Origin of the sequence: Occultella aeris (genome assembly GCF_902703175.1) — a bacterium.
GTDB lineage: Bacteria > Actinomycetota > Actinomycetes > Actinomycetales > Beutenbergiaceae > Occultella > Occultella aeris.
The window spans coordinates 75,811-88,165 of the sequence record NZ_CACRYJ010000016.1 but is presented as its reverse complement, the minus strand read 5'-3'; the positions used below and the strand labels follow the sequence as shown (position 1 = coordinate 88,165).

Here is a 12,355-nt window from a genome sequence, read left to right as displayed (position 1 = left end):
CAGCGTACTGAGGCACCGACCCGCCTGACCTGGTGGGCTGGATCAGCCAGCGACCGTGATCTGCTCGAGGGCCGCGGTGACCTGCTCGCGCAGGTCGTCCGAGATCGGGGCAGAACCCGCGACGTCCGGCTGGGCGGCGCGGTCCTGGCCCTCGGGGCTCGCCACGTAGGTGAGGTAGGCCGCCACGTTCGCGGCGTCCTCCTCGGTCTCGTACACCGAGCACGCGATCGAGTAGGAGACCAGCACGATCGGGTAGGTACCGGCTTCGGTGGTGTCGCGAGCGAGGTCGATCGTCAGGCGAAGGTCGGTTGCACCCTCGGCCGCCGGTGAGGCGTCGATGATGGCGGCCGCGGCCTCCGGGGAGAACGGCACGAACTCGTCGCCCACGCCCACCGCGACCGTGCCGAGGTCACCCGCACGCGAGGCGTCGGCGTACCCGATCGTGCCCTCGGCGCCACTGACCGTGTCGATCATGCCGGAGGTCTGGGCGCCGGACTGGGTGCCCTCGATCGGCCAGGTGCCGGACGCCTCGTGGGTCCACACGTCGGGGGCGGTCGCCACGAGGTACTCGGTGAAGTTCTCGGTGGTGCCGGACTCGTCGGAGCGGTTCACCGGCACGATGGCCAGGTCGGGCAGCTCGACGTCCGGGTTCGACTCGGCGATGGCCGGGTCGTTCCAGTTCGTGATCTCACCGGCGAAAATCCCGGCGATGGTGGCCGGAGTCATGTTGATGTTCGCGGCATCCACACCGGGGAGGTTGTAGATGACGGCGATCGGGCTGATGTACAGGGGCAGCTCGATGACCTCGCCGCCGAAGCAGCGGTCCACGCCCGCGGCCAGCTCCTCGTCGTCCATCGCGGCGTCCGAGCCGGCGAACAGCACGGTGCCGTTGAGGAACTGCTCGCGGCCGGTGCCCGAACCCGTGGGGTCGTAGCTGACCGTGACGCCTGGGTTCGCCTCGGTGAAGCCGGCGATCCAGCCGCCGACCGCGTTCTCCTGGGAGCTGGCGCCGGAACCGGCGATGGAGCCGGACAGATCGCTGGTGGCGCCGCCACCGTTGTCGCCACCGGTGTCGCCGTCGGTGGACGTGTCGTCGCCGTCGCCGCCACCACAGGCGGCGAGGGTGAGCGCGAGGGCGCTGATCGCGGTGATGCCCGCCAGGCGGCGGCTAGGTGCAAGCTTCACGTTCGAATCCCGTTTCTGTTGGCTGGGTCGGGACTGCGCACCCGGTGATATCCCATGGCGTGCCGCAGCCACGCTTGACGGTAGGGAGCGTGGGTGTATGCGTCTCCTGATTCAGGTGAACAGCAGGTGAACGAGCCACAACAATGGGCGTGACCTTCGACACGAGTCAATGGCACGGGGCGCGACCTTGGGCCGCCGTTGAGGAACAGTTGAACCTTGGATTACTGCTCAGGCCTCGAGACCCCGTTGGCGCTCCAGGGCGACCAGGCGTGCCTTCCCCGAGGACCGCCGCGCCATATGGATCACCAGGAGCTCGCCGGTACGCAGGTACGGGTCCCGGTCCGGGATGGCCTTCGAGAGCCGGTAGGGGCTGCGAGCCGAGATGCTGGTGAGGATGATCGGCAGCACCGGACGATGGGTGGAGACCACCGTGGGCCGGTGCCGCGTGCCGAGCAGCGAGCCCATGAACGAGCGCGCGCCGGACTTGTCCTGCTTCGCCGCGGCCTCGGTGAGTTGTGGCGCCGTCATCAGGTCCAGGCCGCTCGCGTCCAGGTACGGCCGCACGGTGGCCACGCACCGTTCCCACGGCGATGAGATGACCTCCTCGACCCCGTAGGCTGCGAGGATCGGCACGATCGCCGTCGCCTGCTTCGCGCCGACCGGGGTGAGCGGCCGAGACTCCTCGCCGCCCTTCCAGGAGGACCGGCTCCTGGCCCGGCCGTGCCGGGCCACGATCACAGTCCAGGTGTCCAGCAGCCCGTCCTCCCAGAGGTCGAGCATGGCCCCGAGGGGCTCGACGTCATCGGACCGGGTGAGGAGTCTGCGGGCCGCCCTGGCCTCGACCCAGCGGGACTCGTCCACCTCGTGCTTGGACGCGTCCTTGATCTTGCCGCGCGGCGCGATCGCGGGGCACTCGTCGGAGACCGGTCTCGCCGCCCAGTACGTGCATACCTTCACGCGGCCGTCCGTGAGCTTGTACTTCACCGACGGCAGCGGGACCCCGAGGCGCACCGAGATGCCTGTCTCCTCCTTGACCTCCCGCACGGCGCACATCGGCAGCGACTCTCCGTCGCCGTCCAGCTTGCCCTTCGGCCAGGACCAGTCGTCGTACCGCGGCCGGTGGATCAGCAGCACCTCGAGGCGCCGCCCCACCACGCGCCAGATCAACGCCCCGGCGGCCTGCACCACCGGCCCGGACGAGTTGCCCACGACTCAGCGATCCACGCTGGCGCGGCGCCGATGGGCCGCCATGAGGGACTCCTGCAGGTCCAGCAGCCGGTTCCCGTCGTCGTCGAGGTAGTGCCTGGTCCACACGTGCCGACCATCGCCCTCCGGGGCGAGGTGCCAGGCCGCCGTGGTGTCCGCTGCCGATCGGTCGATCAGACCGACGAGTTCGGCGATGTGGTCGGGATCGATCACCCGGATCAGCACCTCGACGCGCCGGTCCAGGTTGCGGTGCATGAGGTCGGCGCTGCCTATGAAGACCTCCGGGTCGCCGTCGCCCGCGAACGCGTAGATCCGGGAGTGTTCCAGGAACCGCCCGAGGATCGAGCGCACCCGGATGTTCTCGCTGAGCCCTGGGATCCCGGGCTTGATCGCGCAGATCCCACGGACGATGACGTCCACCGGAACCCCGGCCTGGGATGCGCGGTAGAGGGCGTCGATCGTCACCTCGTCCACGACCGAGTTCATCTTGAACTTGACCCACGCCTCGCGACCGGCCCGTTTGTTCTGGATCTCCCGGTCGATCCGTTCCACGAGCCCGTTCCGGATGGAGCGCGGTGCGACCAGGAGCCGGTGGAACCGGGACTTCGGCGCGTACCCGGAGAGCTGGTTGAACAGCCGGGTGAGGTCCTGGCCCACCTCGGAGTTGCACGTGAGCAGGCCGTGGTCCTCGTACAGCCGGGCCGTCTTCGGGTTGTAGTTCCCGGTGCCGACGTGGCAGTAACGGCGCAGGCCGTCCGCCTCCTGACGCACCACCAGGGAGAGCTTGCAGTGGGTCTTCAGGCCGACGATGCCGTACACGACGTGCACCCCGGCCTGCTCGAGCTTGCGGGCCCAGGTGATGTTCGCCTGCTCGTCGAAGCGCGCCTTGATCTCCACGATGGCGAGCACCTGCTTGCCCGCCTCGGCAGCATCGATGAGTGCGTCGATGATCGGGGAGTCCCCGGAGGTCCGGTACAGGGTCTGCTTGATGGCGAGAACGTTCGGGTCCGCGGCTGCCTGGGCGAGGAACTGCTGGACGCTCGTGGAGAACGAGTCGTACGGGTGGTGCAGCAGGATGTCGTGGTTGCGGATCGCGGCGAAGAAGTCGGTCGGGTTCGCGCTCTCCACCTCGGCCAGGCCACGGGCGGTGGCCGCCACGAACCGGGGGTACTTCAGCTCCGGCCGGTCGACGTCGGTGAGCACGCCGAGGCCGGTCAGGTCCAGCGGGGGCGGCAGCTCGTACACGTCCGCATCCCCGATGTCCAGCTCCCGGATCAGCATCTCCCGGAGCCGGTCGGTGAAGCCGGCCGCGAGCTCGAGCCGCACCGGGGGCCCGAACCGGCGCCGCAGGAGTTCCTTCTCGAGTGCCTTCAGGAGGTTCTCGGCGTCGTCCTCCTCGACCTCGAGGTCCTCGTTGCGAGTGACCCGGAAGATGTGGTGCTCCACGACCTCCATGCCCGGGAACAGGTAGTACAGGAATGACGCGATGACGTCCTCGATCGGCACGAAGGAGGCGATCTCGGTGGTGTCGGTGGCGTCCTCGGGGCGCACCGGCCGGCCGGTCGCGTCGACGGCGATGAACCGGGGCAGCAGCGGCGGCACCTTCACCCGCGCGAAGTGCTCCTTGCCGGTGCTCGGGTTGCGCACGATCACGGCCAGGTTGAGGGAGAGCCCGGAGATGTACGGGAACGGGTGCGCCGGGTCCACGGCGAGTGGGGTGAGCACCGGGAAGATCATCTTCCGGTAGTACTTGTGCAGCCGCTCCTTCTCCGTCTCGTGGAGATCATCGAAATGCACCAGGGTGATGCCCTCGGCCGCGAGCGCGGGCTGCACCAGGTCCGTGAACACCGCCGCGTGCCGAGCGGTCAACTCGTGGGCCTTGACCGAGATGGCGTCGAGCACCTGGCGCGGCAGCAGCCCGGACGCGCCCGGCACCGCCATGCCGGTGGCGATGCGACGCTTCAGGCCGGCCACCCGGACCATGAAGAACTCATCCAGGTTGGACGCGAAGATCGACAGGAACTGGACCCGTTCGAGCAGGGGCAGTCCCTCGTCCTCGGCGAGCTCGAGCACCCGCTCGTTGAATGCGAGCCAACTCAGCTCCCGGTCGGCGAACCGGTCCTCGGGCAGCTCGTGCGGCTCCGCGTCGTTGAACGCGTCGACGTCGAGGGTGATCGAGTTGACGCCGTCCAGACTGTCCACCTGCTCGCTCATGAGCCCATCGTGGCACCTCCCGGCGTTCAGTGTGAACCGGTGCGTGCGTACTGGACGTGGGCACGGGCCCGGTGGAATCCGGCGCGCTCGTACACGGCGATCGCGGGGGCGTTCTCCCCCTCCACATACAGCTCGAGCCCGGTGAGATCCCGGGCCGCGAACGCCGCCATCGCATGCGCGGTGAGCAGCCCGCCGATGCCGCGACCCTGCGCGTCCGGGTCCACGCCGAGAACGTAGATCTCCCCGACCCGATCGGAGATCTTCACCCACATGGAACCGAGTGTTCGGCCGCTGTTCACGTCCTCGGCGAGCCAGAGCAGTCGTCGGTCGAACCACGGCTGGGCCATCCGTGCCTCGAGGTCGGCGCGCGACATCCGGCCCTGCTCGGGATGGTCCGCGAACGCGCGGCCGTTCACGGTCAGCCAGGCCTGCTCGTCGCGGCCGGGGTCGAACGTCCGCACCCGAACGCCGTCGACGGCGGAGGTCGGTTCGGTCTGCGACGGCACCTTCGTGGGTGCGGGGGCGGTCATCACCCAGAGGTCACGGACCACGCTGAGCCCGCGGCTCGCCGCGAGGGCCCGCGCGGGGGCGAGGTCGCCGTGCGCCCAGACGCGCACGTCGTCAGTGCCGCCCGGCCCGTCCGGCCCGCCCTGCCCCTCCAGTACGGCGTCCAGGAGTGCTCCGCCGATCCCCCGGCGTCGCGCCGGCGGGTCCACGGCGACCTCGCCCGACCCATCGGCCACCTGGGCGTACCCGACGATCGGGACCGACCCGCCGTCGTCGGGCATCGACATCGCCGCACCGTCGGACACGGCCGGCCCACCGCCGTCGGGCCCGGCGCGCGCTCCGCCGTCGGGCCGTTCAGTCCCACCCCGCACGATCAGGTGCCGCACCGGTCGGCCGCCGTCCAGGTTCAGCAGCGACTGCTCGTCGAACGCGGCCTCGCCGTCGGCAGCGGCGACCCGGGCGGCCAGGTCCCGCACGGCGGCGACGTCCGCGGCGGTCAGCGCCTGCGCGACCTCGATCGCCATCAGTCCAGCCGCCCGGCCCGCCACAGGGCCGCGGCGTTCTCCAGGTCGGTGGCGGTGTCCAGCAGCGCGCCGGCGCTGCGGGTGAGCCGGGTGGCCCGATCCCGGTCGTCGAGCTCGACCCAGTCCGCGTCCATGGCCGAGCCGGTGGCGAGCACCCGCAGGAACGCGGCGGCGCGGTCCAGGGTCACGTCCAGGTCGCCCCGGAACACACCGGAGAGCACGGCGTCGGCGAGCTCGCGGATCTGGTCCGGGCCGGGCGGCAACGCGACACCGGCGACGACCCCGGCGACCTCCGCGCGGTGCAGGCCCAGGTGGTAGCGCTCGGCGATGGTGTGCGGGTCCCGCCGGGTCCACTCACGCAGCAGGTAGAGGCGCCAGAGCGCCCCGGGCAAGGTGTCCGCCGGGCTCTGGGACCACATCGATGCGACCGTGTCCAGACCCTCGGTGTCCACGAGGGTGATCAGGCGCCGCACCAGGTCAGGGTCCTCGGCGCCACGGCGACCGCCGAGCACGAGTGCGCCGGCCGTCGTGTGGGCGAGTTCTGACCGCACCGCCGGGTCGATGTCACCGGCGATCTGCTCTGCCTCCTGCGGGCTCAACATCGCAGGGCGGCGGAAACGGTGCGTGCTCAACATGCTCCTCGAGGTCGGCGATCGTGGGCCGGGCGACCCGGACGCCTCGACAACGCCGCGACGCCACCGGGCATTCCAGGTGGCGCGGATCGGCACTCATCCGAAATTTCGGCCCTCACCACGATACGTGGGTACCGTCTCGCGCACACGTTCGCCCCGGACCAGGTGCACGGCGTCGAACCTCTCCAGCAGCTCCCCGGCCTTCGCGTGCCGGAACCAGACCCGGGAGCCGATGGCGGGCACGCGGTGCCCACGCCGGTAACGCAGCGGGGTCTGCACCTCGCCCGCACCCTCGGAGCGCAGCAGCAACGAACCATCGACGGCGCGCGGCAGCCGGTCCGTGCCGGGCGGGCCGGACGCCGCGTACCCGCCGCCGAACGCGGTCGCGATCCGGGCTGCCGGACGCCGGACCACGTCCAGCCCGAAGTAGGCGGCCGGGCGGGCGGTGAAGCCGGAGTAGTCGTCGAACAGGGTGGGACAGAACAGGCCGGATCCGGCGGTCACCTCGGTCACGGTCGGGTCCGCTGCGACTTCGTGCACGGACCCGCTGCCACCGGCGTTGACCAGCAGCTCCCTGCCCAGATGCTCCTCGAGGGCGGCCACCACGGCGGGGCGACGGCCGGCGAGCTCGCGCAGCGAGGCCCGCTTGAGGATCCGGACCCCCACACCGCGCAGCCCGGCCTCGCCAAGACCCGCGACCTGCGCGTCGTAGAACATCACTCCTCGGACCCGGACTCGTCCGGTGCGCTCGACCGCCCTTGCCAGCGCGACGGCGTCGGCCGGGCTGCGCAGCGGCGAACGCCGCACCCCCAGATGCAGCCCGAGCGGGGCGATCCGTAGCGAGGCGTCCACGTCGATGCAGACCTGCACGGCCGGACCGCCCGGGGACCCGGCTCGGATCAGGGCCCGCTCGATCAGCGCGATCTGGGCGACGTCGTCGACCATCAGCGTGATGGCCTCCCGGGCCGCCGGGTTCGATGCGAGCGCCACCAGTGACGCGGTGTCCACGCTCGGGTACCCGACGAGCACGTCGGAGATTCCGTCCTCGGCGAGCCAGAGCGCCTCGGCGAGCGAGTAGGCCATCACGCCGGAGAAGCCATGCACGTCCAGGGCCCGGTGCACCAGCTGCCGCACCCGGACCGACTTGGTCGCCAGCCGCACCGGGGTGCCGCCGGCGCGGGCAATCAGGTCCCGCGCGTTGATGTCGAAGGTGTCCAGGTCCACGACGGCGAGCGGTGCACTGAGGGAGCGGGTCGCGTCACGCCAGGGCGCGGGCCGGCCGACGGCCCCTGATCGACTCATGCCCCCATTGTCACGTGTGCGGGCAAGTCCGCGCCATGATGGCCGGATGAGCGCATCTGCGACGTGGCGGAACTGGGCCGGGACCGCGTCGGCCGAGCCCAGCCGGTTCGCCCGCCCGGCCTCAGAGGACGAGGCCGCGGCGCTGGTCCGTGCAGCCGCCGAGACCGGCGGCCGGGTCCGGGCCGTCGGGGCCGGGCACTCGTTCACCCCGGCCGTCGTCACCGACGGCACCATGATCAGCCTCGACCACCTCGACCGGGTGGAGTGGGTGGGATTCGCGGAGGCCGACGGTGCCCGCGAGGTCCGCGTCGGCGCGGGCATCCGGCTGTCGGCGCTGTGCGCGGAACTCGCGCGGCGTGGCCTGGCCCTGGAGAACATGGGCGACATCGACGCCCAGTCGCTGGCCGGGGCGATCTCCACCGGAACCCACGGCACCGGCGCCGCCTTCACCGGGTTCGCGGCCCAGGTGCGCGCGGTGCGGCTGATCACGCCCGACGGCGACGTGGTCTCGGCGAGCGTTGCGCAGCGCCCGGAGCTGTTCGAGGCGGCTCGGCTCGGGCTCGGTGCGGTGGGGCTGCTCACCGCGATCACGATGCGGTGCGTGCCCGCGTTCGGGCTGCGCGCGGTGGAGGCGCCGATGCCGCTCGGACAGGTGCTGGAGTCGCTGGCCGAGGCGGACGGGCCGGTCGCCACGAACGAGCACTTCGAGTTCTACTGGTTCCCGTACACGGAGATCGCGCTGACGAAGGCTAACAACCGGGTCCGGCCGGGTGACGGCGGGTCACCGTTGCCAACCTGGCGCCGCGTCCTCGACGACGAGGTGCTCTCCAACGGCATCTTCAACGCAACCAACGCGCTCACCGCGAGGCTGCCGGTGCTCACCCCGACCGTGAACCGGGTGGCCTCGCGGCTGCTGACGGCCCGGACCTACACGGCATCGTCGGCGGCCGTGTTCACGTCGCCGCGCCGGGTGGTGTTCAAGGAGATGGAGTACGCGCTGCCCGTCGGGGCCGTCGTGCCCGCCCTGCGGGAGGTGGACGCCTGGGTGCGCGGGACCGGGGAGAACGTGCCGTTCCCGGTGGAGGTGCGGTTCGCGGCCGCGGACGACGTATGGCTCTCCACGGCGCACGGGCGGCCGACCGGGTACATCGCGGTGCACCAGTTCCACACCCTCGCGCACGAGCGGTACTTCCGGGCGGTCGAGGACATCATGATCGCCCACGACGGCCGGCCGCACTGGGGCAAGATGCACCGCCGCAACGCGGCCGCCCTGGCCGACCTCTACCCGAGGTTCGCCGACTTCCTCGCGGTACGGGACGCCGTCGACCCCCGAGGGCTGTTCGCGAACTGCTACACCGACACGGTGTTCGGGCCCGCTGCGAGGTAGCATCGCCGGGTCCGCCTCGCCGACCGTGAGAGGTGCCCGCCCATGCGCCGGTCCGTGAGCGCCGAACTCGACTTCAGCACCGGCGAGGGCGCCACCCAGGTGGCCCTGCTGATCGCCGTCGCGCGCGCGCCGGGGCTCGAGATCACCGACGAGCTGACCGTCACCAAGGACGGCGACCCGGTCGAGGTCGTGGAGATCGGGGCGCCACATCACGGGGTGATGCACCTCGTCGAGTTCGACGCCGCCACCGTCCGAGGTGCCGAGGTGCGGATCCGGTACCGCGCCACGATCGACGGCGCCCCCGCGTCGGCGCTCGCCCTCGCGCCGGCGCCGAGCACGTCCGACCTGCTCACCTACCTGCGCCCGAGCAGGTACGCCGAGTCCGACGAACTGCTGCCGACGGCGCGGCGTGAGTTCCGTGGCCTGAGCGGTCTCGCACTGCTCGACGCCGTCGCTGCGTGGGTCCGCGAGCGCCTGTTCTACGTGCCCGGGTCGAGCCGGGTGACCGACGGCGCAGTGTCCACGATGCTGCACGGGCAGGGCGTGTGCCGTGACTACGCGCACCTGGTGGTGGCACTGCTGCGTGCGATGGACACCCCGGCCAGGCTGACCGCGGTGTACGCGCCCGGGCTGAGCCCGATGGACTTCCACGCCGTGGCCGAGGCCTGGGTCGAGGGCCACTGGCACGTGGTGGACGCCACCGGGCTGGCGCCGCGCGAGTCCCTGGTGCGGATCGCCACCGGCCGCGACGCCGCCGACACCGCGTTCCTGTCCAGCTACGGCGGCGGCCTGCGGATGGGACCCCAGCGGGTGATGGCCACGGTGGCGGGCGACCTGCCCGTGGACCAGCCATCAGCGGCGGTCCGGCTGCCCTGACGCCCGCTCGGACGGGCAGTTATGCCCCCGTGATGAGGACCAGGACGCCCGGGCCCGGGCCTAGAGTTGGTGGGCACCCGGCGTGGGCCGGCGGGCGACCAGCGAGGGGACCGGCAGATGTCATACAACAACCAGTACGGCCAGCCGCCGCAGGATCCCTACCAGGCGAGCGGTCCGCAGTCGTGGGCCGGCAGCGGACCCGCGGTGCCGGGCGGAGAGGCGTACGGCCAGGGGGTCGTCCCGCACGCCTACGGGCAGAGCTCCTACGGGGAGCCCGGTGCCTACGGCCAGGCGCCCGGCGCGTATGGCCCGGCGCCAGGGGCGTACGGGCCACCGCCCGGGGCCTATGGTGCGTACGGTCCGGTCGCTCCGCCGCAGAAGGACACCACCGCCGCGTACCTGCTCTGGTTCTTCCTCGGCTGGCTGGGCGTGCACAACTTCTACCTGAACCGCGTCGGGCCAGGCATCGGCCAGGTCGCGCTCTACGTCGTCGGTTGGGCCACCGCGGTCATCCTGATCGGCTGGGTGATGCTCTTCGCCTGGTTCGTGTGGTGGATCATCGACGCGTTCATGATCCCCGGCATCATCCGAGAGCAGAACTACCGGGCCACCGGCTACCCGCAGCCCTGGTAGCCCGAGCACGGCGGGCCGCCGAGTAGACTTCCCCGGCGAGTACGAGCCGCCGTGCCGCTCGCGGGCCTCTAGCTCAATCGGTAGAGCTGCGGACTTTTAATCCGTAGGTTGTGGGTTCGAGCCCCACGGGGCCCACCACCACGTTCTGTTCCTCGACCGCACCAGTGGCCCGCTCTTCGAACCGCGCGACATCACCTCGAGTTGCGCCCCCTCTCGATGCTCGCTGACCGCGTCGCCGCCTCTTCGTGTTTGCACTCTGTACATACTAGTTGTTACAGTCGGCCCATGAGCACGCGCGACGACCTGACGACAGCGATGGCGGAGCTCCTATGGGAGCGCGGCTACGCGGCCACGAGCCCGCGCGAGGTGATGGCGCGCGCCGGGGTCGGCCAAGGCAGCATGTACCACCACTTCAGCGGCAAGCACGAGCTGGCGGTCGAGGCGCTGTCTGCGGTCATCGGCGAGATGACCGGCGAGTCCTCACTGCTCGAGGGAGGCGCCTCGCCGCTCGAGCGGATGAAGCGCTACCTGTCGGTCCCCCGCGCCGGAACGCTCGGGTGCCGGGTGGGCCGGATGACCCAGGACCCGCAGGTGGTGGTGGATGCGGAGCTGATCGCGATCGTCGCGAACGCCTTCGACACGATGCTCGGACGGTGGGAGCAGACGATCGCCGCCGCGATCGCGGCCGGCGAACTGCCGGCAAGCATCGTCCCGGCCGACCTCGCCCGAACGCTTGCCGCCGTCATCCAGGGCGGCTACGTGCTCGCCCGGGCGAAGGGCGAGCAGGGACCCATGGACGCCGCGATCCGCGGGGCAGTGTCCCTGCTCGATGCCGCGCACGCTGCCGGCACCGACGACTGAACAAACCCAGAAGGAGAACCCCATGACTGTTCGGATCGGAATCAACGGATTCGGCCGCATCGGGCGCAGCTACCTGCGCGCCGCCCTGCAGAGCGGGGCCGACGTCGAGGTCGTCGCGATCAACGACATCGCCGACGCCGCGACCTTCGCCTCGCTCCTGGAGTGGGACTCGCTGGCCGGGCATCTCGACGGCGTACAGGTCGACGACGATGCCATCGTCGTCGACGGTGCGCGCATCCGCGTCACCGCGGAACGCGAGCCGGCCAACATCCCGTGGGGCGAGGAGCGCGTCGACGTCGTCATCGAGTCCACCGGCCGGTTCGCGGACTCGGCCAGCGCTCGTGCCCACCTAGCGGCAGGAGCACGAAAGGTCATCATCTCCGCGCCGGCGTCCGGGGATGTGCCTGCGGTCGTGCTCGGCGTCAACGACGAGGCGATCGACATGGCGCAGGACGTGTTCTCGAACGGCTCCTGCACCACCAACTGCCTTGCCCCGATGGTGAAGGTGCTACATGAGGCGTTCGGCATCGAGTCCGGGCTCATGACGACGATCCACGCCTACACCAGCGACCAGCGCCTGCACGATGCCCCGCACGGCGACCTGCGGCGCGCCCGCGCCGCCGGACTGTCCACGATTCCGACGTCGTCTGGTGCTGCCAGCACGATCGGGCGGATCATCCCCGAACTCGACGGAAGACTGACCGGCCTGGCGCTGCGCGTTCCGGTGCCCGTCGGTTCCATCACGGACCTCACGGTCAAGCTCACCCGGCCGGCGTCCGTCGAGGAGGTCAACTCGGCCTTCCACACGGCCGCTGCGACCCCCGGACTGTCGCCGTACCTCGCCTACTCGGAGGCACCCATCGTCTCGGCCGACATCGTCGGCAACCCCCATTCGGCGATCTTCGACGCGCCGCTGACCCAGGTAGTCGGCGATCAGGTCAAGATCTTCGCCTGGTACGACAACGAATGGGGGTTCTCGAACCGGCTCGTGGAGCTGTCCGAGCGCATCAGCGGGTAGGGGCCGCGCC

Annotated in this window: 11 protein-coding genes and 1 tRNA gene; 6 read left to right on the top strand and 6 right to left on the bottom strand. The window is 71.1% G+C overall.

Annotated features, from left to right (window positions below; genetic code table 11):
• Positions 1–42 precede the first annotated feature (42 nt).
• The 6 genes from pstS to HALOF300_RS04945 all read right to left on the bottom strand — a co-directional run bounded on the left by pstS (position 43) and on the right by HALOF300_RS04945 (position 7,570).
• Positions 43–1,185, bottom strand: a complete 1,143-nt coding sequence (gene pstS, locus HALOF300_RS04970) for a phosphate ABC transporter substrate-binding protein PstS (RefSeq protein ID WP_156739840.1) — start codon at positions 1,183–1,185, stop codon at positions 43–45.
• Positions 1,186–1,413: 228 nt separating this feature from the next.
• Complete coding sequence (locus tag HALOF300_RS04965) at positions 1,414–2,394, bottom strand: NUDIX hydrolase (RefSeq protein WP_197522315.1); 981 nt, start codon at positions 2,392–2,394, stop codon at positions 1,414–1,416.
• 3 nt (positions 2,395–2,397) lie between these two features.
• The gene (locus HALOF300_RS04960; RefSeq protein ID WP_156739839.1) at positions 2,398–4,605 is read right to left on the bottom strand and encodes an RNA degradosome polyphosphate kinase; all 2,208 of its coding nucleotides are present in this window, start codon (positions 4,603–4,605) and stop codon (positions 2,398–2,400) included.
• A 26-nt stretch (positions 4,606–4,631) separates the two neighbouring features.
• Positions 4,632–5,636 (bottom strand): mycothiol synthase, encoded by a 1,005-nt coding sequence (gene mshD, locus HALOF300_RS04955; protein ID WP_156739838.1) that lies wholly within the window; start codon positions 5,634–5,636, stop codon positions 4,632–4,634.
• A complete protein-coding gene (locus tag HALOF300_RS04950) occupies positions 5,636–6,268 on the bottom strand; it encodes a hypothetical protein (RefSeq protein ID WP_408636742.1) in 633 nt (210 codons plus the stop codon). The genes mshD and HALOF300_RS04950 overlap by 1 nt, the downstream gene beginning before the upstream one ends.
• A gap of 96 nt (positions 6,269–6,364) precedes the next feature.
• Positions 6,365–7,570, bottom strand: a complete 1,206-nt coding sequence (locus HALOF300_RS04945; protein WP_156739837.1) for an alanine racemase — start codon at positions 7,568–7,570, stop codon at positions 6,365–6,367.
• A 46-nt stretch (positions 7,571–7,616) separates the two neighbouring features.
• Between HALOF300_RS04945 and HALOF300_RS04940 the strand changes: the two genes are divergently transcribed.
• The 6 genes from HALOF300_RS04940 to gap all read left to right on the top strand — a co-directional run bounded on the left by HALOF300_RS04940 (position 7,617) and on the right by gap (position 12,345).
• Positions 7,617–8,957: a D-arabinono-1,4-lactone oxidase gene (locus HALOF300_RS04940; protein ID WP_156739836.1), complete on the top strand. Its 1,341-nt coding sequence runs from the start codon at positions 7,617–7,619 to the stop codon at positions 8,955–8,957.
• A gap of 42 nt (positions 8,958–8,999) precedes the next feature.
• Positions 9,000–9,833 carry a transglutaminase-like domain-containing protein gene (locus tag HALOF300_RS04935; RefSeq protein WP_156739835.1) on the top strand — a complete coding sequence of 278 codons (834 nt, stop codon included), beginning with the start codon at positions 9,000–9,002 and terminating at the stop codon, positions 9,831–9,833.
• 117 nt (positions 9,834–9,950) lie between these two features.
• A complete protein-coding gene (locus HALOF300_RS04930) occupies positions 9,951–10,466 on the top strand; it encodes a TM2 domain-containing protein (RefSeq protein ID WP_156739834.1) in 516 nt (171 codons plus the stop codon).
• Positions 10,467–10,528: 62 nt separating this feature from the next.
• A tRNA-Lys gene (locus HALOF300_RS04925) sits at positions 10,529–10,604 on the top strand.
• A 147-nt stretch (positions 10,605–10,751) separates the two neighbouring features.
• Positions 10,752–11,327 carry a TetR/AcrR family transcriptional regulator gene (locus tag HALOF300_RS04920; protein WP_156739833.1) on the top strand — a complete coding sequence of 192 codons (576 nt, stop codon included), beginning with the start codon at positions 10,752–10,754 and terminating at the stop codon, positions 11,325–11,327.
• Positions 11,328–11,349: 22 nt separating this feature from the next.
• Complete coding sequence (gene gap, locus HALOF300_RS04915) at positions 11,350–12,345, top strand: type I glyceraldehyde-3-phosphate dehydrogenase (protein ID WP_156739832.1); 996 nt, start codon at positions 11,350–11,352, stop codon at positions 12,343–12,345.
• The last annotated feature ends 10 nt before the right edge of the window (positions 12,346–12,355 follow it).

Bases quoted from the DNA above. Each gene is read 5' to 3' on its own strand.
- HALOF300_RS04920 (WP_156739833.1), top strand. From the start codon at position 10,752: ATGAGCACGCGCGACGACCTGACGACAGCGATGGCGGAGCTCCTATGG.
- mshD (WP_156739838.1), bottom strand. From the start codon at position 5,636: ATGGCGATCGAGGTCGCGCAGGCGCTGACCGCCGCGGACGTCGCCGCC.
- HALOF300_RS04960 (WP_156739839.1), bottom strand. From the start codon at position 4,605: ATGAGCGAGCAGGTGGACAGTCTGGACGGCGTCAACTCGATCACCCTC.
- gap (WP_156739832.1), top strand. From the start codon at position 11,350: ATGACTGTTCGGATCGGAATCAACGGATTCGGCCGCATCGGGCGCAGC.
- HALOF300_RS04930 (WP_156739834.1), top strand. From the start codon at position 9,951: ATGTCATACAACAACCAGTACGGCCAGCCGCCGCAGGATCCCTACCAG.
- HALOF300_RS04940 (WP_156739836.1), top strand. From the start codon at position 7,617: ATGAGCGCATCTGCGACGTGGCGGAACTGGGCCGGGACCGCGTCGGCC.
- HALOF300_RS04945 (WP_156739837.1), bottom strand. From the start codon at position 7,570: ATGAGTCGATCAGGGGCCGTCGGCCGGCCCGCGCCCTGGCGTGACGCG.
- HALOF300_RS04935 (WP_156739835.1), top strand. From the start codon at position 9,000: ATGCGCCGGTCCGTGAGCGCCGAACTCGACTTCAGCACCGGCGAGGGC.